This is a genomic window from Truepera sp. (assembly GCA_032027045.1).
Classification (GTDB): domain Bacteria; phylum Deinococcota; class Deinococci; order Deinococcales; family Trueperaceae; genus JAAYYF01.
The window spans coordinates 359,629-379,007 of record JAVSMU010000001.1; the positions used below are offsets into that span (position 1 = coordinate 359,629).

Below are 19,379 nucleotides of genomic sequence, written 5' to 3' on the forward strand. Positions count from 1 at the left end.
CCCGGAGCGGCGCCCGCGACCTGCGGTGACGCGGCCCCGGGTGGCCGCCATGTGAACCGTGGTGAGACCAGGTAGACTCGCGCCAACTTCCAACCCGGGGGTGGTCATCACATGCGGATCTTGCGGGTACTCCTTGCAATCGTCGTCGTCCTGGCCGCCGTCTATGGGGCGCTCGCGCTGCTGAACAGGCCCAGACCCGAGCACGACTACTACGCGAGGTTCGACGGCAGCGTGGTGCTTGCCCACGGCGGCGGCCAAGGGCTCTGGCCCGACAACACCTTGGCGGCCTTTGAGGGATCGGCCGCGCTCGGCGCGGACGTCCTCGAACTCGACGTGCGCCGCGATGCGGGCGGCGTGTTCCGCGTGATCCACGATGCCACGGTCGAGCGCACGACTGATGGCGCGGGCGCGGTAGCCGAGCTGCCGGGAAGCCGGATCGAGGAGCTGGACGCCGGTTACCGCTGGACCCCCGACGGGCCGGCCTCCGATGCGCCGGAAGCCGATTACCGCTACCGGGGTGCCGGCACCGCCATCCCGACCCTCGAGGACGTCCTCACGCGCTTCCCCGACATGGCGGTGAACGTGGAGATCAAGGAGTCGGTCGAAGACGCCGGTACCGCCCTCTGTTCGGTGCTCGAGTCTACGGGCAGCAAGGCGCGGGTGATGGTGGCGTCGTTCAACTCTGCCCCCATCAAGGCGTTCCGCCGAGCCTGCCCCGGCGTCGCGACTTCGGCGACCCGCGACGAGGTCACGCTTTTCTTCGTCCTGGCGACCGCCAGGTTGAGCGCCGTCTACACGCCGCCTTTCGCCGCGCTCCAAGTGCCGGTGAAGCAAGGCAACATCACCGTCGTGACACCCCACTTCGTCGCGGCGGCGCACGCGCGCGGTGTTCGCGTCGAGGTATGGACCATCGATGAGCGCGCGGAGATGCAGCGGCTGCTCGACATGGGTGTGGACGGCATCATCACCGACCGGCCCGACAGGGCGCTCGCCCTCCTCGGTCGACCGTTCGACGCCTCCCTCGTGCCGGGCTTCGTGCGGCCCTGAGCCGGCGCATGCGCGAGCTCCCGCGGGACCCCACCTACCTGGCGGCAGGCCTGGCAACTCGAGTGGCCATGCGCCGGGCACCTTGGAGAGGCTAGGCTCGAGGCACCATGGGCATGCTCGATGACCTGTTCGTACTGGACCTCAGCCGCGTCCTCGCCGGGCCCTACTGCACCCTGCTGTTCGCCGACTTGGGCGCGCGGGTCGTGAAGGTCGAGTCTCGCGCCGGGGACGACACCAGGCGCTGGGGACCCCCTTACCCCGGTGGCGAGAGCGGCTATTACCTGTCGATCAACCGTGGGAAGGAGAGCCTGGTCGTCGACCTGAAGGACCCTCGCGGCAGCGAGCTCGTGCGAAAGTTGGCCCGGAAGGCCGACGTCGTGGTCGAGAACTTCAAGGTGGGTGACCTGGCGCGTTACGGCCTCGACTACGACTCCGTGGCGGCCGTGAACCCGCGCGTCGTCTACGTGTCCATCACCGGTTTCGGCCAAGACGGGCCGCGCGCGAAGGAGCCCGGCTACGACGCCGCCATGCAGGCGCAGTCCGGGCTGCTCGCCATGACGGGCGAGCCGGGTGGTCCGCCCGTCAAGCTGGGAGTGGCTTGGATCGACGTGCTGACCGGGGTGCATGCCGCCACCTCCGCCCTCGCGGCGCTGCACAGGCGCGAGAGGACGGGGGAGGGGGCGCACCTGGACCTGGCCCTCTTCGACGTGGCGCTGGCCAGCCTGGTCAACCAGGCCCAGAACGCGCTCCTCACGGGCGAGGCGCCACCCAGGTTGGGCAGCGCTCACCCGAACATCGTTCCGTATCAAGCGTTCGAGGCCGCTGACGCCGCGGTGGTGGTGGCGGTCGGCAACGACGCCCAGTTCGCCCGCCTTTGCGCGCTCTTGGGGGCCCCAGACCTGGCCGGGGACCCACGGTTCGTCACCAACGACGACAGGGTGGCGAACAGGAGTGAGCTCGTGCCCCTCCTGGCGGCCAGGATCGGCGTCCGCGACGCCGGCGAGTTCCTGGCCGCCTGCAACGCGTCCAACGTCCCGGCCACGAAGGTGGCAACCCTGCCCGAGGCGTTAGCCGACGGGCAGGCGGTGGCGAGGCGGATGGTCGTGAGCGGCGAACACCCGTCGATCGGCCGGTTGCCCATGGTGGCGAGCCCGTTGTGGCATGCGCGAGGGCCGAGCGGTGAGGCTATCGGCGCGGCGCCACTGGACGGCGCGGCGCCCGTACCGCCGATGCTAGGCGAGGACTCGCGTGCCGTGCTACTGCGCGACTTGGGCCTCAGCGAAGTAGAGGTGGAGGACCTGATAACGGCAGGCGTGGTGGGAGCCGCCGGCCCCGCACCCGAGCGGGGTGAGTGAGTGGTGACGCGACCTGGTGACCTAGTAGTGTAGTAGCGCCTCGGCGACGCTGCCGCGGATGAGCCCGCGGTATACGCCATCAACCACCAGCCGCTCACCCTCCACCTCGAGCGTGGGGTAGTCGGGGTTGTGTGGCCGCAAGGCGAAGAGGCCGCTACCCAACCGGTCCAAGTACTTGAGGGTGACTTCTTCGTCGTCGACGCGCACGGCACAGATCTGGCCGCTGCGTTCGGGCTGCCGCTGGGCGAGAAGCACCAGGTCCTGGTCCTGGATGAGGTCGGCCATGGAGTTGCCGTGAACGCGCAGCACGAACGAGGACTCTGCGTGGCCACCCGCAGCCATTGCAGGCAGGTACGCCTCGGCGTGCGCGCTGGCCAGCGAGAGCGGCCCGGCCGGGATGTCCCCCAAGACGGGAACGCCCGTGGCGCCCGCTGGGAGCTCGAGAACCGGAGACCGACCCCGGCCGCGGCCCTCGAAGCGGAGGTAACCCTTGTCGTTCAGGGCCTCCAAGTGTTGCCGCAACGAGACGTAGTGGATCCCGAGGGCGCGGGAGAACTCCGCCAGGTCGGGCAGGGATCCGGTGCGGCGCTGGTGCTCCACGAGGCGCCGGTAGACTCGTTCCTGGGCCGGTGGAAGTGGACGTTGAGTGGACGACTCGCTCATGGCTACCTTAAATACTAAGGTGCGGGGTGGTGGCTTGTCAATGAGCGCACCCTACCGCCATGGGCACGTCCAGGACGTAACTAATGGCCTTGCCACCGACCGGGGACGCTATAGACTTTCTCACGATCCGCTGCTATACTTTTTGTAGTTGCGCGTAGTTCTGTCATTCGTAGCCACGCGGTGGCCCGCGCACTCGAAAGGACACATCATGCTCGACACGTTCGAACAACTCGATACGCCGAGCACCTGCCGACCGTCCGATATCGTCCCCTCCGCACTTGCGTTGCCCACACGCACGTTGGAGCCCGGACAGGTGCTTTACGAAGCCGATCGCGAGGCAAGCAGCCTCTACGTCGTCAATCAAGGCGTCCTCAAGGCAGTCGTGCCCACCAGCCTGGGCCGAGACCGGATAGCGGACCTCTACGGCCCCGGTGACGTCTTGGGTCTGTCCGCGCTCGACGGCGGTAATCACGCCGAGACGGTCGTGGCGGTTCACGACGCGTGCCTCACCCCCATCGACCCACAGCAGGCCATGAACGACCGCGGCCTGAGGGACTACGTGCTCCGAAGCCTTGCCCGCCAACTGCGGCGTAGCCGCGAGATGCTCGACGAGGCCGAGATGCCCGTCGGCGCACGCGTCACGCGCGCCTTCCTGCGCCTCTCGAAGCAGTTCGGCCTGCCGGCCGACGACCAGGAGGGCGGCATCAAGCTGCCTCTCGCGCTCACGCACGAAGACCTGGCGGACCTCACCGGTTCAAGCCGTGTGACTATCACGCGTATCCTCGGCGAGTTGAGGAACGAGGGCGCGCTCTCCGGCACCCGAGGCGTCTACGTCGCCGACCTCGCCGGGCTGGAACGCGCTACAGACCATTACGTCATGCAGGTTCTCTAAGCGGAACCCGCTTCCCGAGATGCCCGTTGCTGCGCCCCCTGCCGCCCACAACGCTCGGTGTAGTGGTCAGCGGCAGGGGGCGCAGCGCTGGGGTAGGCTGGGGGCCAAATGTTGAACTTCACGGACGTAGCCAAGGAACGCGTCCTCCACTTCGTGGAGGCACAACGCAGCCAGGGGGTTCGCGCATTGCGGATCGCGGGGAACCGCAGCGAGCAGCGTCTCTGGCTAGTCAAGGAAGAGGACAAGCGCCCCGACGACCGGGTGCAGACGGTCGGCGGCTTCGACGTCTACCTGGATCCGCTGAGCGCCGGCAACTTAGACGGTGCAACTGTAGACTTCGTCGAAGGTGTCATGCAGTCGGGTTTCAGGGTCTATTACCCTAGCCCCAGTTGGGACGATCCCGTCGCCCAGAAGGTGCAAGACGTCATCGATCGCCAGATAAACCCCGGCGTCGCCGGGCACGGCGGCAACGTGACCTTGGAGGGCGTCGATGAGGGTGTGGCGATCATCCGCTTCGGCGGCGGCTGCCACGGTTGCGGCGCGGCCGACCTCACCCTCAAACAGGGCATCGACCGCATCCTGAAGGAACAGGTGCCAGAGATCCGTGGGGTCGTGGACGCCACCGACCACGAGACCGGCGAGAACCCGTTCTACGCGCGAGATGCAAGGCAGGCGGAGACGCCGCTGGGCTGACCACCCACGGGCCGGGCAAGGGCACCTGGCCTGCGCCGTTCACGTTTCGGTCTAAGGTTCGAACATGCGGTCTTCAAGGTGGATGACGACTCCTAGGCTCGACGGCCACCGGGGGCGCGGACCCTGAGCGGTCACGATCCGTCGGGCGCGGCCGGCGTCAGCCCGTCGGAGATCCGGCGAGCGATCGAGGTGGCCATGGGCGTTTCGGCCGCCACGGCGCGCCTGGCGCACGCACGCGTCGTCAACGTGTTCACCAACGAGCTCGTCGACGGAGAAGTGCTGCTGGCCGGCCGCCTCATCGCCGCCGTGCTCACGCGCGTGCCCGGTGGTTACCCCGAGGCAGAGCAGGTCCACGACCTGGGCGGTGCCCTCCTGCGACCCGGGTATATCGACGGTCACGTGCACCTCGAGTCCTCCTTGGTGACGCCGGCCCAATACGCCCGCTGTCTCCTGCCCCGCGGCGTGACCGGCGTGGTGTGTGATCCTCACGAGCTTGCCAACGTTGCCGGCGAGGAGGGCGTGCGTTGGCTCTTGGACGCCAGTGCCCGGCTGCCGTTCGACGTGTGGGTGACCGTACCCAGCTGCGTCCCCAGCAGCCCCTTCGAGACCATCGGGGGGGAGTTCGGTCCTGCCGCCATGGAGCGCCTTATGGAGGACCCGCGGGTGGTCGGCGTGGCCGAGCTCATGAGCTTCTCCGACGTGATAGCCGGGGACGAGGAGGTCCTCGGCAAGGCGTTCCTTGGCGAGGCGCGCGGGCTGCGCGTCGAGGGCCACGCACCGTCCCTGCTCGGAGCGGGGCTGCAGGCGTACCTCGCCAGTGGGGTAGCTTCCGATCACGAAAGCACCACCTTGGAAGAAGGGCGCGAGAAGCTTCGTGCCGGCGCCTTCCTGATGATCCGGGAGGGCTCGGTCACGCGCGACCTTGACGCCCTCATGCCGCTCGTCGACCCCCGCAACGGCGACCGCGTCGGCTTCGTCACCGACGATCGACTGCCTCACGACCTGCTGCTCGAGGGCGGTGTGGACCTGCTGGTGCAGCGGGCCGTGAAGGCCGGCGCGGACCCCGCCTACGCCGCGCGGTGCGCCAGTTACAACGTCGCCAACCACTTCGGCCTGCCCCGCCGGGGAGCCGTCGCCGCCGGGTACTTCGCTGACCTGGCCGTTTGCCAGGACCTCACGGCCACGCCGGAGCTGGTGTTCAAGGACGGTGTCCTGGTGGCTCGCGATGGGGTTCCGCTGGAAGGCGGTCCGGGGGGCGCGCGCTGGGGTGCCGGGGAGGCTGTTCCCGCGGCGCTCCTTCGCAGCGTGCGGCCGGCGCGGCTAAGCGAGGAGTCCTTCCGGCTGAGCGTCCCGGCGGGGGAGGTGCGCGTCATACGCGCTATCCCCAACCAGATCCTGACGCGCAGTGAGTTGGCGCTACCGACAGTAGAGGAGGGCCTCGTGGTGGCCGATCCCGCCCGAGACCTGCTCAAGCTCGCCTGCGTGGAGCGCCACGGCAAGGGCGGCGGCGTCGGCGTGGGCTTGGTGAGCGGCTTCGGCATGGGGCGGGGAGCGCTCGCCTCCAGCGTGGGTCATGACCATCACAACCTGATGTGCGTCGGCGCCACCGACGCCGACATGCTGGGTGCCTGTTCGAGGTTGCGGGAGCTGGGCGGCGGGCTGGTGGCGTTCGAGGGGGGCGCCGTCCTGGCGGAGCTGCCGCTTCCCATCGGCGGCTTGCTCACGGACCTGTCACTGGAAGAAACGCGCGACTTGCTCGATGACCTAGACGCGGCGGCTCGCGCGCTCGGCTGCGAGCTGCCCTCGCCCTACATGGCCCTGAGCTTCCTGGGCCTGGCGGTCATCCCCGAGTTGCGGCTGACGGACCTGGGCCTGGTGGACGTGACTGCCCGCAGGCTGGTGCCCTTCAGCGCCGGCGCCTAGGCCCTTCTGCCTGCCGCCTGGGCGCGGCCGACTGGCGCGCCGATCAGAAGGCCCGCTTGAAGGGCCAGATTTCGTACCTGACCCACACGCCGGACTCCGTATACGGGTCGCTCTCGACGATCGCACGGGCCGCCGCCTCGGTCTCGGCCTCGACCACGAGGGCCGAGCCCACCATCTTGCCGGCCGCGTTCAAGATGGCGCCGCCCAGGGGCATGAGGCCGGCGTCCGCGCGTTGCTTGGCGCCAACGAGGTGAGCGGGACGGACGGCAGCACGCCGCGCCTGCGCTTCCGGGTCGGTGCCGTCGTGAGCCACGATCAGGTAGAGCATGTTTCCTCCCATTGCGCCTATCCCGGGCGCCTGTTTGAGGCCGTTCGGTACGCTTCCTCAGAGGTTACACTCCTCGTCCATGGGCGACGACTTACGCGGCGGACTCCCCCCAAGCGGGCAGGCGCCGTGACAGCCGAGAAGCAGAGGCCCGCGGCCGGCTGGCTCGAGCGCTTCGACGCGTTCGCGGCCGACTTCCTCGAACGGCACAAGGTGCCTGGCGCGGCCGTGGCCATCGTGAAGGACGGCGAGACGGCGTACGAGCGCGGCTGCGGGTTCAGGAACCTCGAGGGCCGCGAGCCCGTAACGCCCGTAACGCTCTTCGGCCTGGCGTCTCTCACCAAGTCTTTCACGGCAATCACCTTGCTCGCGTTGCAGGAGCGAGGCGCCTTGAGCCTGGAAGACCCGGTGACCAAGTTCCTGCCCGGCTTCTCCTACCCGGGTCTGGCTACCCGCGAGGCGGTGCGGCTGTGGCACCTGGCCAGTCATACGAGCGGACTGCCGCCCCTTCGCGGCCTCGATTACGCCATCAGGCCGAGCCAGGCGGGCGACCCGGCCGAGCAGTTCAATGGCCGCGATTACGGCGGCGCGCCGGCCTTGAACGACCACCAGGCGTTGCTCGCCTATCTGGCGGAGGGGGAGCGGCCGGCGTTGGGCGGTCCGGGGGCAGTGCTCAGCTACTCCAACGAGGGCTTCGCGTTACTGGGGGCAGTCGTCGAGGCGGCCACGGGCGATCCTTACCCCGAAGTAGTGGCACGAGAGGTCCTGCGCCCACTAGGTTTGTCGGGGGCGGGTTTCCTCACGGAGCGACTGCGAGCGGGAGGCAACCTGACGGAGTTGTACACGGCGACCCCGGAGGGTGAGGTGATCCACTCGCCCAAGTGGGAGGAGGCGCCCGCCTACCTGGCCACCGGGTTCCTCAAGGCGAGCGCGCGCGACCTCGAGGCCTACCTGAAGCACCTGCTATGGCCGGTGAAGGGGCGTCCGGCCGTCGGCAGCGCGTCGCTGAGAGAGCTTTTCAGGCCCCGCGCCTGGGCCGAACGCCTCACGGCCTACGGCCTGGGCTGGATGCTGCGGGAGGATTACCGCGGACACTCGCTGTGGCGCCACGGCGGCTCGCTCAAGGGCGTGTCGTCTCACCTGGGGGGCGTGCCCGACCTCGGGCTGGGCGTGGCGGTGCTTGCCAACCTTGACGACGTACCGGTCAAGCGGCTCTGGCATGCGGCCGTGAACGCTTACCTGGGGCGGCCCCTCGATGAGCCGCCCTTCGGGACCCCGAGCACTGTGCTGGATGAGCCCACCACCCGGCGACTGGCCGGTGTTTACGAGTCCGGCGAGCCATGGGGCCGCTTGGAGCTGGTTCGGAGCGGCGCTGCGCTCATCGCCCTGGTGGGGGAACAGGCCACCCCCAACGGCCGCGTTGCCCTCTTGCCGGCGGGCGAGTTCGTGTTGGTGGACGGGTCGGGTGGCTGGGAAAGCGGGCGGTTCGTGGGCGGCGCGCCGGGTGTGGCTGGCGGGCCGCCAAGCGCCGTTCAGTACGCGATGCGCTGGCTCGATCGGCGGCCGGCCTGAACCGCGGCCTTGTAGCGGACCCGCCCACGCCACCGCGACTACAAAGTTGATATGACCACGCTCATATCTCTTGACAACGAAGCGATTCTCCCGCTATACTCGTGGTTAGTGACGAGCCTGCGCCTGGTCTGCTCAAGTTTCATGCTACAAGATGTCAGGCGTCCGCGTCGCCGGGCGACCCATCGGATCAACCCGCCCAGGGGCCAGGGCTCGGACCCCCTTAAGGAGCCAAGAACATGGCAAAAGCCGTAGGTATCGACCTCGGAACCACGAACAGTGTCATCGCGGTGATGGAAGGCAGCGAGCCGGCGGTGTTGGTCAACGCCGAGGGCAACCGCACAACGCCGTCAGTCGTCGCCTTCAAGGGTGAACAGCGCCTGATAGGACAGGTGGCCAAGCGCCAGGCGGTGCTCAACCCCAAGGGCACCCTCTTCGAGATCAAGCGCTACATCGGCCGCACCTGGGACGAGATCAAGGATGAGGCCGAGCGCGCGCCCTACGAGGTCGTGCGCGGCGACGACGGCGGCGTGCGCTTCGTCGTGGAGGGCACGCAGTACACGCCCGAGGAGATCTCGGCCATGGTGTTGCGCAAGCTCGTGACGGACGCGGGCGAACGCTTGGGCGAAACGATCACCAAGGCGGTGATCACCGTTCCCGCTTACTTCAACAACTCGCAGCGCGAGGCCACGCAGAACGCCGGCCGCATCGCGGGCCTCGAGGTTCTGCGCATCGTCAACGAGCCGACGGCCGCGGCCCTGGCCTACGGCCTGGAGAAGAAGGGCAACGAGACGGTCCTGGTCTTCGACCTGGGCGGCGGCACGTTCGACGTGTCCGTGCTCGAGGTCGGCGACGGCGTCTTCGAGGTCCGCTCCACGAGCGGCGACACCCACCTGGGTGGCTCCGACATGGACTACGCCATCGTCGCGTGGCTGGCAGATGACTTCAAGAAGCAGTACGACGTAGACCTGCGCAAGGACAAGCAGGCCTTGCAGCGCCTCATCGAGGCGGCCGAGAAGGCCAAGATCGAACTCTCGGGCCTGCCCGAGACCACCATCTCCTTGCCGTTCATCTCCATGGATCCGGCGTCGAACACGCCTTTGTACCTCGACACCAAGCTGACGCGCTCCAAGTTCGAGGAGCTGATCGACCCGCTGCTCAAGCGCGTTCGCGGCCCCCTCGAGCAGGCCCTCAAGGATGCCAAGTTGGGCGCCAAGGACATCGACGAGATCATCTTGGTGGGCGGCGCCACCCGCGTGCCGGCCGTCAAGAAGATCGTCAAGGACATCCTCGGCAAGGATCCCAACCAGTCCGTCAACCCCGACGAGGTCGTGGCGCTGGGCGCCGCGGTGCAGGCCGGGGTGCTGACCGGCACCGTCGACGACATAGTGCTCCTCGACGTCACGCCGCTGAGCCTAGGGGTCGAGACCAAGGGCGGCGTCTTCACCAAGCTGATCGACCGCAACACTACGGTTCCGGTAAGAAAGTCTGAGGTCTTCTCGACCGCCGACAACAACCAGACGGGTGTGGAAGTGCACGTCCTGCAGGGTGAGAGGCCCATGGCGGCTCACAACAAGTCGCTCGGGCGCTTCAAGCTCGACGGCATCCCACCCATGCCGGCCGGTGTGCCACAGATCGAGATCACCTACGACATGGACGCCAACGGCATCTTGCACGTGACCGCCAAGGAGAAGTCCACCAGCAAGGCCGCGAGCATCACCATCCAGAACACCACCACCTTGAGCGAGGACGAGGTCGACCGGATGGTGAAGGACGCCGCCGCCAACGCAGAGACGGACCGCGCCGCCAAGGAACTGGCCGAATCGAAGAACCAGTTGGACGGGCTCAAGCTCCAGGCCCGCAAGGCCCTGGACGAAGCCGCCGGCGCCTCTGCCGAGGACAAGAAGCCAGTGGAGGACCTGATCGGCGAGGCGCAGCAGGCGCTCGACTCCGAACTGACCACGAAGGACCGACTCGAGAGCATCGCCAAGGACCTGGCGGAGAAGCTACAGGCGTTCAGCCAGAGCGTCGCAGCGGAGCAACAGAGCGCCGCCGAGCAGCAGGGCCAGGACGATGGCGGCCCACAGGCGCCAGCGGGTGAAGACGACGACGTGATCGACGCGGAGTTCAAGCCCGCCGGTTGACACGCCGGTTGACGCCAGGCCCGCGGGGCGTGAGGGCGGTCGCACCGCCCGCACGCCCGGGCCGGAACCAGGACGTTTATGACGAACACGACTGACGACGAGCGCTCCAGGCAGGGCGGCGATGCCGGTGCGGGCGCCGGCGCCCCCACCATCGACACCGAAGCGCCGACCGACCCGTTCGAAGACCACGTCGCGCCCACGGCCGCGGAGGTAGAGACGCCGCAAGAGGGCGCGGATTCGGAGGCCGACATCTTACGAAGTGAGCTCAAGCGCGTGCGCGAGAAGAGCGAGGCACTCGAGGAAGAGTTGGCCGCCTCCAACGACCGCTTCTTGCGGGCACGAGCAGAGATGGACACCATGCGCAGGCGGCTGATCGGGGAGGTCGAGCAGGCGCGCGATGCCGGCCTCGACGAGGCGTTGATGCCCGTGCTTGCCGTCTACGACGACCTCGAGCGGGCGCTAACGGTGGCCGCCGAGTCCGACGATCCGGCCAGCATAGTCACCGGGGTCCAACTCGTGAAGGAGAACCTCGAGCGACAGCTGGCGGGCCTCGGCATCCACCGCGTCGGTCTCGTGGGCGAACATTTCGACCCGCACCTGCACGAGGCCCTTACGACCGTGCCGCCCTCCCCGGGAAAGGAGCCCGGCACGATAGCTCAGGTATTCGAGCCGGGGTTCGTCAAGGGTGAGCGGCTCGTGCGCGTGGCGCGAGTGATAGTAGTCGCGGGCCAGGAGGGCGACTGATAGGGCCCGGGCCCGTGCCCCCGACCTCGCGCCGGCTGGGCTCGGGCTTCCCGGGTCGGGCGCCCGTAGGGCCCGTGGGAGGCTAGCGTGGCGGCGTACAAGGACTATTACAAGACGTTGGGAGTCGCCAAGGACGCGACGAAGGAGGAGATCCGACGCGCGTTCCGGAAGCTGGCCGCCAAGCATCACCCTGACCGCAACCCCGACGACCCCGGCGCCGAAGAGCGGTTCAAGGAGATCAACGAGGCCTACACGGTCCTGGCCGACGAGGAGAAGCGCAAGCTCTACGACCAGTACGGGACCAGTGGCAACGTGCCGCCCTTCGCGGCGGCCGGGGGGGCGCAACAATACCGCAGCGTCTCGCCCGAGGAGTTCGCCGGCTTCTCCGACTTCTTCCAGTCGCTGTTCGGCGGTTTCGGCGGCGTGAGAGGCGACTTCGGCGGGCGGGTCTCGAGCATGGGCGGTCACGCCGCCGGCGCGGACCCGTTCGACTTCGGCACCCCGCGCCCCAGGACGGTCCAGGCGCGCCTAGACGTTGGCGTCCTAGACGCCTTCCGGGGCGGGCCGACCACCATCCGCGTGGGTGACAAGAGCCTCGAGGTGACACTCCCGCGAGGAGTCCGAGACGGCGCCAAGCTGCGCCTGCGCGGGCAAGCGCCAGGGGGCGCCGACCTCATCCTCCTGATCCGGCACCTGCCCAGCCCCACCTTCAGGGTGGAGGGCGACTCGGTGCACGTGCAGCTCAGGGTTCCCGATTACCTGGCGGCCCTCGGCGGCACCGTGCGCGTGCCCACCCTCGACGGCGAGGTGGACATGACCCTTCCCCCCGGGTCTTCCACGGGGCGCGTTCTGAGGTTGCGCGGCCAGGGTTGGCCCGGCGCGGGCGGCGAGAGGGGCGACGAGTTCGCCGAAGTCCGGGTGCAGGTGCCCGGCGAGCTGACGGCCGACCAGCGCGAGCTGTACCAGAAGCTGCGGGACCTCACCCCCGTCGCTTGACGACGGCTCGCCCGTCACTCCCACGAAGCTCGCGCCGGCCGCCGCGTCGGACCGGCGAACGCGTAGGCCGCCTTCGACGCGGGTCAACGCCCAAGTGTTAGCCTTCCTCCCATGACTTTCCAACCGGCAACTCGTGCCATCCGGGCGCGCGCGTTTTTCGCGTTCGCCTTCGCCTTACTACTGAGCATTCCAGGCGCCCTCGCACAGTCGGGCACGGCGCCCGCCGCCGAACCGTCGGCCGCCGACCCCGTCGTCATCCGTCTCGGCTCTCACGAGGAGCGGGCCAGCGAGATCGCCTGGCGCTTCGGGGTGACCCTGCGCGGCGTGGCCGCCCAGCAGGGCCAGGCGTACAGCCAGGAGTTCGAGAGCAGCCTCTGGAGCCTGTTGCCCTATTACCTAGACCAGCGCGTGCAGGAAGTGGCGCTCACGGCAGAAGCGGAGCGCAGGGGCATCACTCCCGACATGGAGAAGCTGGAGTCGACGATGGAGCGTATCAAGGCCGGGCTCTCGGAGGGCCAGGAGTTCGAGACGGTGGTGCATGAGGCCGGCTTCCCCGATGAGGCCGCCCTGCGCTCGATGGTCACCGAATCCGACGTCATCAACCAGCTGCTGGAGCAGATCCGAACCGAGGTCTCGGCGACCGTGACCGAACCCGAAGTGCGCGTGCGTTACCTCGCCGAGCGGGGCCGCTTCACGGAGGCCGAGCAGTACTGTGCCCGCCACATCCTCGTTGCCGAAGAGGCGGTGGCCCAGGAAGTGCTGGCGCAACTCGAGGGCGGCGCGGACTTCGCGGAACTAGCAGCGAAGTACGGCACCGACGCGACCAAGGACAGGGGAGGCGACCTCGGCTGCTTCGGGCTGGGCGACATGATCCCCGAGTTCCAGGCCGCCGTGGTCGACGCCCCCATCGGGCAGGCCGTAGGCCCGGTGGCGAGCCAGTTCGGCTACCACGTCGTGCTCGTATACGACCACCACTTGGCGCGCGTGAAGCCCTTCGACGAAGTCAAGGACACGGCCCGGGAGTTCACGGTGGCTATGGCCACGCAGGCCGTCGTCGACGGGATAGTGCAGGGCGCGGGTGTCATCACCTACCCCGAGAACCTGCCTACTCGCTAAGCGCTCAGGGCGCGAGGCGGCCGACGCTCCACGCACCTCCCTCGAGTGAGTAGAGGAAGCGGTCGTGGAGCCGGTCCTCGCGCCCCTGCCAGAACTCGACGCGCTCGGGCCTGAGAAGGTAGCCGCCCCAGTGTGGTGGACAGGGCACCGCGCCCTCGGGGAAGCGGCCACGCATCTCGGCCGCGAGGGCCTCCAGCTCGTCCCGGTCTGCAAGGCGCTGCGACTGCGGCGAGATCCACGCCCCCAACTGCGAGCCGTATGGCCGTGACCGGAAATACTCTTCGGAGACTCTCCGGGGCACGCGTTCCACGGTGCCTTCGATGCGCACCTGCCGCTCGAGCTGTGGCCACCAGAACGCGGCCGCTGCCACGTGCGAGGCGTCGAGCTCGCCCGCCTTCCTGCTCTGGTAGTTGGTGAAGAAGGTGATGCCCTCCGCCGTCACGTGCTTGAGCAGCACGAACCGCACGCTCGGGCGCCCGTCCGCCCCGACCGTGGAGAGCGCCATCGCGTTCGGTTCCAGTTCCCTGGCGTCCACGGCGTGCTGCAGCCACTCCCTGAAGAGGTCGATCGGGTCCGCGGTGAGTTCGGCCTTACTCAGGCTGCCTGCTCGGTAGGCGCGGCGAAGGTCATCGAATTCCATGCGTATACTCTAGCCGCGTAACGTCTCGAGTCAGAGCCCGGTCAGTCACTGCCTGTTAACGTAGCCGTGCGCGCCGGCGATTCCTTGCGTACCCTTGTCACTCTGCAGCGCTCACCCTGCCGGCGCATAGCACCCAGCGGCGGGCGCCGTCTCTTCGGGGGAGGAGTGCGGCGTCCGCCGGCGTTACCCTCGGACGTATGGCCGAGCCGAACCGTTTGGTGCATGAACCCAGCCTCTACTTGAGGCAACACGCCCACGACCCGGTCGACTGGTACCCGTGGGGCGAGGACGCCTTCGCGAGGGCCCGCGCGGGGGACCGCCCCGTGCTGCTCTCCATCGGCTACTCGACCTGTCACTGGTGCCACGTCATGGCCCGCGAGTCGTTCCGTGACCCGGAAGTTGCCGCGTTCATGAACCGCGAGTTCGTCAACGTGAAGGTGGACCGCGAGGAACGCCCCGACGTCGACGCCATCTACATGGCGGCCCTGCAGGCGATGACCGGGAGCGGCGGCTGGCCGCTCACCATGGCGCTGACGCCCTCCCGCGAGCCCTTCTTCGGCGGCACGTACTTTCCGCCCAACGACCGCCCCGGCACGCCGTCGTTCACTCGCGTGCTCACGTCGCTGGTCGCTGCGTGGCGGACGCGCCGGAGCGACGTGGAGGCCTCCGCCGCCGAGCTGAGTTCGGCCCTGCGGCGACTGGCCGCGCCACCCGTTCAGGGTGACGGCGCCTCACTGGCGGTGCAAGACCTGTATGGCGAGGCACTGCGGCGGCTCGCACGTCTAGAGGACCACGCCAACGGCGGCTTGGGTGGCGCACCCAAGTTCCCCTCGCACGAGGCGTTGCGGCTGCTGCTCGAGTCGCCTGAGGAAGCTGCGCAGGGCGTGGCCCTCCGGGCACTGGACGCGATGAGCCGGGGCGGGATCTGCGACCAGCTCGGCGGCGGCTTCTTCCGCTACGCCGTCGACGCCGCCTGGCAGGTGCCTCACTTCGAGAAGATGCTCTACGACAACGCTGGCCTGCTGCGGGCATACGCCCTGGCTTACGCCATCACTGGCGAGGCGCGCTACTCGGTCACGGCGGGGCGGATCGTCGACTGGCTCGTGCGGGAGATGAGGGCCCCTGACGGCGCCTTCTACAGCGCGCTGGACGCCGAGTCGGAGGGGCAGGAGGGCCGCTACTACGTCTGGACGCTCACGGAGTTCGAAACCGTGCTGGAGGGCATGCCCCAGTCCGACGTGCGCTTGGCGGCGGAACACTTCGGCGTGCGGGCCGTGGGCCCCGTGGACGGCGCGAGCGTGCCGCGCGTCGCGGCCACGGTCGCCGAGTTGGCTAGCGCGAATGACCGCCCCGTCGACGAGGTCGGTCTGGTGGTCGAGGAAGCCGCGCGCCGCCTCCTGGGTAGCCGGTCGAGGCGCGTGAGGCCGGGTACCGACGACAAGGTCCTCTCGTCTTGGAACGGGCTGATGATAGGGGCCCTGGCCGACGCCGGCGTGGGCCTCGGCGAGCCCCGCCTGCTCGAACTGGCCCGCGCAGCGGCCGCATCGTTGAGGGCGACGGCCTGGGTGGACGGGCGCCTGTGGCACTCGCGACGGGGCGAGGAGCTCAGGGTCGAGGGCCTGCTGGAGGACTACGCCTACCTTGGCCTTGGCCTTCTGGCCCTCTACCGCGCCACCTTCGACGCGGCCCACTTGCGGTGGGCGCTGCGCCTTGCCGACGCCGTCAGCGAGCGTTTCGGCGACCCCGATGAGGGCGGCTACTTCAGCACCGCGGTGGACGCGGAACCGTTGCTGGTGCGGCCGAAGGGCTTCATCGACGCCGCCACGCCAAGCGAGAACGCGGCCGCCGCCGAACTGGTCTGGTGGGCGGCTCGCTACCGCGACGACGGGGAGGCGCTGGCCGCCTCCGAGGCCGCGGTGGCCGGCATGGGCGAGGCTATCGCCCAGGCGCCGCAGGCTTTCGCCTCGAGCCTCTCGTTACTGAAGGTCCAGGCTTCTCCGGCGCGGGAGGTCGTCGTGGTGGGCCGGAGAGGTGAGGCCGCCCTGGAGGCCATGCTGGCCGAGGTGCATGGAGGGCGGTCGCGCGGTTTGCTCATCCTCGTGTTGGACGGTTCCGGTGGCGAGTTGGCGGCCCTGCCGCTCGCGGAGGGGCGCCTGGGCGCACTGGAGCGTGGCGCCGCCGAGGCGTTCGTGTGTGAGGGTGGGGCGTGCCGCCTTCCGGTAAGTACCGCTGGGCAACTGGCGGAACAACTCGGCGCAGGATTCGGCTCAAGCGTGTCGGCTCGAAAGTAGTTCCTACCCGGAGGCTCGAACGTGTCAAGTTTGACACCCGCGGTGCCGGTGGCCGATGCTTGAAGGCGCTGTCGCCGCCGCTTGCACGTAACTTGGGCGCGGTTCGACCCTGGAGGACCATGTACGACTTCGTACTCACACTTCACAACTACCTTCGCTGGATCGTGCTCATCGTCGGGCTGGCGGCCATCATCATGGCGTGGGCCGGCGTGGCGTCGAAGGCCCGCTGGACGCCCCCGCAACGCAACCTCGGACGGCTCTTCACGGGCGTCTTCGACCTGCAGGTCCTGGTCGGCATCGTCCTGTACGCTTTCTTGAGCCCCATCACGCGGGCGGCGTTCTCCGACATGGGCGCCGCGATGAAGGACTCCGCCATCCGCTTCTACGTGGCGGAGCACCTGGTCGGCATGGTCATAGCAGCCATCGTCGTGCACATCGGCGCCGCGCGCGGCAAGCGCAAGGACGCGCCGCTTCAGGCCGCCATCTTCTACACCATCGGCCTACTGATCGTCCTCGCCGCCATCCCGTGGGGCCGGCCGCTGTTCTGAGCGGGGCGCCGACCGCGGCACGGCCGTAGGCCAGCCGAACGTCGTCCACAACGAGAGGCCGACCGTATGATGACCGGGTGGGGCTAGCGGTCATCATCGGTCCACCTGGCTCCGGCCGCACCACCCGGCTGCTCGCGGAGGCCAGGGAGGTGTGCGACTCGGGCGGGCGCGTCTGGTGGGTCGGCCTCCCCTCCCAACGCGCCCACCTCCTGAGGCGCCTGACCGCGGACGGTTACGCCGCGCTCGGCTTCGAGTTCATGAGCGCGCAACAGCTCTACTACCGCCTGCTGAGCGCCGCGACGACGCTGCAACCTCTCGTGGTGGGCACGGCGAGGCTGGTGCGCGTGGTCGAGGCCCTCCACCAGGTCAACCACGCGTTCCCGACGCCAGGGGAGGCGCGCCTGTTCGCGGCCGCCATCGCCGAGGCCAAGCGCTTCGCCGTGACGCCAGGTGACTACGAACTCCTCGCGGCGGACCATGAGCAACGGCGGTTCGCGCGCGTGTACCGGGCGTACCAGGACGATATGCACGGCGTGTGGGACTACGACGACGCGCGGCTGGCGGCAGTCGACCTCGTTTCCACGGACGAGGTGGTCGTCGAGGCCGACCTGGTTATCGTGGACGGCCTGCGTGAGGTCGGCCCCTTGGAGCTCCGGCTGTTGCGGGGTCTCTCGCGGCACGTCCCCCTCCGCCTCAGCCTGCCCCACCTTCCGCCGGGCGTAAGTGCCGACGAGGTCCTGCCACGCAGGGACGACGTGAGGGTAGAGCGCTACGCCGCCGCCAACCCCGTGGAGGAGGGGCGGTGGGTCATGCGCGCCGTCAAACAGGACCTCTTCGCCGGCGGCATGGAGCCCCTCGACCTGGCCATCGTTGCCCCTCCCGGCCGCGCCCGCGCCCTGGTCGCGCTGGCCGAGGAGTACGGCGTGCCACTGATGGACGAGACGCCGCTTGCCCTGGCGGACGAGGGGCCCGGCCGCGTGCTCGTCGATCTCCTGGAGCTGCCCGAGCAGCCGACCCCGACGCGGCTCCTCGCGGTGCCGGAACTGGCCGAACTCGGACGGTTGACGCTGGAGGCCGGCGTGGCCGGCGGCGAGGCGGTCACGGAGCTCGCGCGCCGAAAGGTGTACCTCCTCGACGTTTGGAACAGGTGGCGGGAGCGCCTGCAGGTGCGGGGCGACCCGGTCGAGTGGGCGCGCGACCTGATTCGGGAGGCGCTGCCGGAAGCGCCGCTCGAGGTCGTCGAGCGGGCCCTGGCCAAGGCTCAGGAGGCCGCCAGGCTCGGTGCGGGCGACGGGTTCCGCGCCTGGTGGAAGGCGCTCCTCCTCGACTCACGCCAGCCGCGGCGAGAGGGTGCCGGGGTGGCGTTGTTGGACGCCAAGCTCGTCTCGGGCCGGCGCTACGCCAAGGCCTACGTCGTCGGCGCCGTGGAGGGCGCGTACGGTGCCGGTGAGCGCGAGGACTACTTCTTGCCAGAGGAAGCCCGCGTGGAGCTGGCCGAAGCGTTCGAGCGTTTGGGCCTCCCGCGGCGCTTTCAGGGCCGCGGCGAGGGCGTGGCAGAGGAACTCCTGCACCGCGCGACGCGCCTCGTCGTCACGGCCCCAAGGGCCGATCAGGCGGGCCAGCTGGTGCTGGACGAGGCGCTGTTCGGCCCCGCCGAGCCGCCCGAGCTTCCCCCCGTACCCGCCGGCAGCCGGCTCGAACTGGCGGAGCGCGTCCCCTTCGAACCCGACCTCTCCAACGTCGACTTCGGCGAGCCCTACGTCGAGAGCCTCAGGCGCTATCACGACTGCTCGTTCCGCCTCTGGGGCGAGGGGGTCATGCGCTCCGCCGGGCTGCTGCAAGCCGTAGAGGACGAGGCGGGCCGGCTGCGCTCGGACCTGCTTCGCGAAAGGGGCGGCCGGTGGACACGGACGAGCCTCTGGAAACTGGCCGGCGACCACCCCACCTACGCGGATTGGCTGAACGAGCATGCGACCGCGCTCACGCGCCTTACGTACGGGGTGGTACTGGGCGGGCGCGAGGGCTTCGCCGCCGCGTACCTGCACGCCACGGAGAAGGCCGTGCTGCCGAGCGGCCGGTTCCGGGTCACCATCTACCGCTTCGTGCCGTGGTCGGCGGCGTGGGACGCGGAGAGCGCCGAGCAGGCCCTGGCGAACCGCTGGAGCGAGTACTGGGCGGTGGGTGCCCTCTTCGCGCAACCCGCGTTCAACGTGGACGAGGTCCACGTGGTCGTATGGCCCATCGGCGCGGCGCCGATCGACATAGCCCCATCTGGGGTGAAGCGGGGGTGGCGCCGCGTGTCTTCCAAGCGGCACCTGGTAGCGCAGACCCTGCCCGCGTTCAGCCGGGGAGAGGTGCGCCCCAACCCTGGTTTCATCTGCCGCACCTGCCCTGTTTTCGACATCTGCCGCGAGGGCGTCCGCTGATGGTGCC

At 69.2% G+C, this 19,379-nt stretch carries 16 protein-coding genes; 13 read left to right on the forward strand and 3 right to left on the reverse strand.

Annotated features, from left to right (window positions below):
* Window positions 1-111 precede the first annotated feature (111 nt).
* The gene (locus ROY82_01540) at window positions 112-1,047 is read left to right on the forward strand and encodes a glycerophosphodiester phosphodiesterase (GenBank protein MDT3681149.1); all 936 of its coding nucleotides are present in this window, start codon (window positions 112-114) and stop codon (window positions 1,045-1,047) included.
* A 107-nt stretch (window positions 1,048-1,154) separates the two neighbouring features.
* The gene (locus tag ROY82_01545) at window positions 1,155-2,402 is read left to right on the forward strand and encodes a CoA transferase (protein ID MDT3681150.1); all 1,248 of its coding nucleotides are present in this window, start codon (window positions 1,155-1,157) and stop codon (window positions 2,400-2,402) included.
* A 21-nt stretch (window positions 2,403-2,423) separates the two neighbouring features.
* On the opposite strand, the gene ROY82_01550 is transcribed toward ROY82_01545, so the two are convergent.
* Window positions 2,424-3,065 carry a S24 family peptidase gene (locus tag ROY82_01550; GenBank protein MDT3681151.1) on the reverse strand — a complete coding sequence of 214 codons (642 nt, stop codon included), beginning with the start codon at window positions 3,063-3,065 and terminating at the stop codon, window positions 2,424-2,426.
* Window positions 3,066-3,273: 208 nt separating this feature from the next.
* Between ROY82_01550 and ROY82_01555 the strand changes: the two genes are divergently transcribed.
* The 3 genes from ROY82_01555 (at window position 3,274) to ade (ending at window position 6,573) form a co-directional block, all read left to right on the forward strand.
* Window positions 3,274-3,957, forward strand: coding sequence for a Crp/Fnr family transcriptional regulator (locus ROY82_01555; protein ID MDT3681152.1), 684 nt, complete (start codon window positions 3,274-3,276; stop codon window positions 3,955-3,957).
* Window positions 3,958-4,065: 108 nt separating this feature from the next.
* Window positions 4,066-4,650, forward strand: a complete 585-nt coding sequence (locus ROY82_01560; protein ID MDT3681153.1) for a NifU family protein — start codon at window positions 4,066-4,068, stop codon at window positions 4,648-4,650.
* Window positions 4,651-4,845: 195 nt separating this feature from the next.
* Window positions 4,846-6,573: an adenine deaminase gene (ade, locus tag ROY82_01565; GenBank protein MDT3681154.1), complete on the forward strand. Its 1,728-nt coding sequence runs from the start codon at window positions 4,846-4,848 to the stop codon at window positions 6,571-6,573.
* A 43-nt stretch (window positions 6,574-6,616) separates the two neighbouring features.
* On the opposite strand, the gene ROY82_01570 is transcribed toward ade, so the two are convergent.
* Window positions 6,617-6,901 (reverse strand): YciI family protein, encoded by a 285-nt coding sequence (locus ROY82_01570; protein ID MDT3681155.1) that lies wholly within the window; start codon window positions 6,899-6,901, stop codon window positions 6,617-6,619.
* A gap of 126 nt (window positions 6,902-7,027) precedes the next feature.
* Here ROY82_01570 and ROY82_01575 point away from each other — a divergent pair, with 126 nt between their 5' ends.
* The 5 genes from ROY82_01575 (at window position 7,028) to ROY82_01595 (ending at window position 13,467) form a co-directional block, all read left to right on the forward strand.
* Complete coding sequence (locus tag ROY82_01575; protein MDT3681156.1) at window positions 7,028-8,470, forward strand: serine hydrolase domain-containing protein; 1,443 nt, start codon at window positions 7,028-7,030, stop codon at window positions 8,468-8,470.
* A gap of 236 nt (window positions 8,471-8,706) precedes the next feature.
* On the forward strand, window positions 8,707-10,611 hold the full coding sequence (gene dnaK, locus ROY82_01580; protein ID MDT3681157.1) for a molecular chaperone DnaK: 1,905 nt from the start codon (window positions 8,707-8,709) through the stop codon (window positions 10,609-10,611).
* A 78-nt stretch (window positions 10,612-10,689) separates the two neighbouring features.
* On the forward strand, window positions 10,690-11,355 hold the full coding sequence (locus tag ROY82_01585; protein MDT3681158.1) for a nucleotide exchange factor GrpE: 666 nt from the start codon (window positions 10,690-10,692) through the stop codon (window positions 11,353-11,355).
* 87 nt (window positions 11,356-11,442) lie between these two features.
* Complete coding sequence (locus tag ROY82_01590; protein ID MDT3681159.1) at window positions 11,443-12,351, forward strand: DnaJ domain-containing protein; 909 nt, start codon at window positions 11,443-11,445, stop codon at window positions 12,349-12,351.
* A gap of 111 nt (window positions 12,352-12,462) precedes the next feature.
* Entirely contained in the window at window positions 12,463-13,467 is a 1,005-nt protein-coding gene (locus tag ROY82_01595) for a peptidylprolyl isomerase (protein MDT3681160.1), read from the forward strand.
* A 4-nt stretch (window positions 13,468-13,471) separates the two neighbouring features.
* On the opposite strand, the gene pdxH is transcribed toward ROY82_01595, so the two are convergent.
* Window positions 13,472-14,107: a pyridoxamine 5'-phosphate oxidase gene (gene pdxH, locus ROY82_01600; protein MDT3681161.1), complete on the reverse strand. Its 636-nt coding sequence runs from the start codon at window positions 14,105-14,107 to the stop codon at window positions 13,472-13,474.
* A 197-nt stretch (window positions 14,108-14,304) separates the two neighbouring features.
* On the opposite strand from pdxH, the gene ROY82_01605 reads away from it, so the two are divergent.
* The 3 genes from ROY82_01605 to ROY82_01615 all read left to right on the forward strand — a co-directional run bounded on the left by ROY82_01605 (window position 14,305) and on the right by ROY82_01615 (window position 19,372).
* Window positions 14,305-16,398, forward strand: coding sequence for a thioredoxin domain-containing protein (locus tag ROY82_01605; protein MDT3681162.1), 2,094 nt, complete (start codon window positions 14,305-14,307; stop codon window positions 16,396-16,398).
* Window positions 16,399-16,517: 119 nt separating this feature from the next.
* Window positions 16,518-16,946 carry a hypothetical protein gene (locus ROY82_01610; GenBank protein MDT3681163.1) on the forward strand — a complete coding sequence of 143 codons (429 nt, stop codon included), beginning with the start codon at window positions 16,518-16,520 and terminating at the stop codon, window positions 16,944-16,946.
* 77 nt (window positions 16,947-17,023) lie between these two features.
* Window positions 17,024-19,372, forward strand: a complete 2,349-nt coding sequence (locus ROY82_01615; GenBank protein MDT3681164.1) for a hypothetical protein — start codon at window positions 17,024-17,026, stop codon at window positions 19,370-19,372.
* The last annotated feature ends 7 nt before the right edge of the window (window positions 19,373-19,379 follow it).

Bases quoted from the DNA above. Each gene is read 5' to 3' on its own strand.
- ROY82_01595 (MDT3681160.1), top strand. From the start codon at position 12,463: ATGACTTTCCAACCGGCAACTCGTGCCATCCGGGCGCGCGCGTTTTTC.
- ROY82_01610 (MDT3681163.1), top strand. From the start codon at position 16,518: ATGTACGACTTCGTACTCACACTTCACAACTACCTTCGCTGGATCGTG.
- ROY82_01540 (MDT3681149.1), top strand. From the start codon at position 112: ATGCGGATCTTGCGGGTACTCCTTGCAATCGTCGTCGTCCTGGCCGCC.
- ROY82_01560 (MDT3681153.1), top strand. From the start codon at position 4,066: ATGTTGAACTTCACGGACGTAGCCAAGGAACGCGTCCTCCACTTCGTG.
- ROY82_01605 (MDT3681162.1), top strand. From the start codon at position 14,305: ATGGCCGAGCCGAACCGTTTGGTGCATGAACCCAGCCTCTACTTGAGG.
- ROY82_01550 (MDT3681151.1), bottom strand. From the start codon at position 3,065: ATGAGCGAGTCGTCCACTCAACGTCCACTTCCACCGGCCCAGGAACGA.
- ROY82_01555 (MDT3681152.1), top strand. From the start codon at position 3,274: ATGCTCGACACGTTCGAACAACTCGATACGCCGAGCACCTGCCGACCG.
- dnaK (MDT3681157.1), top strand. From the start codon at position 8,707: ATGGCAAAAGCCGTAGGTATCGACCTCGGAACCACGAACAGTGTCATC.
- pdxH (MDT3681161.1), bottom strand. From the start codon at position 14,107: ATGGAATTCGATGACCTTCGCCGCGCCTACCGAGCAGGCAGCCTGAGT.
- ROY82_01585 (MDT3681158.1), top strand. From the start codon at position 10,690: ATGACGAACACGACTGACGACGAGCGCTCCAGGCAGGGCGGCGATGCC.
- ROY82_01545 (MDT3681150.1), top strand. From the start codon at position 1,155: ATGGGCATGCTCGATGACCTGTTCGTACTGGACCTCAGCCGCGTCCTC.
- ade (MDT3681154.1), top strand. From the start codon at position 4,846: ATGGGCGTTTCGGCCGCCACGGCGCGCCTGGCGCACGCACGCGTCGTC.
- ROY82_01570 (MDT3681155.1), bottom strand. From the start codon at position 6,901: ATGCTCTACCTGATCGTGGCTCACGACGGCACCGACCCGGAAGCGCAG.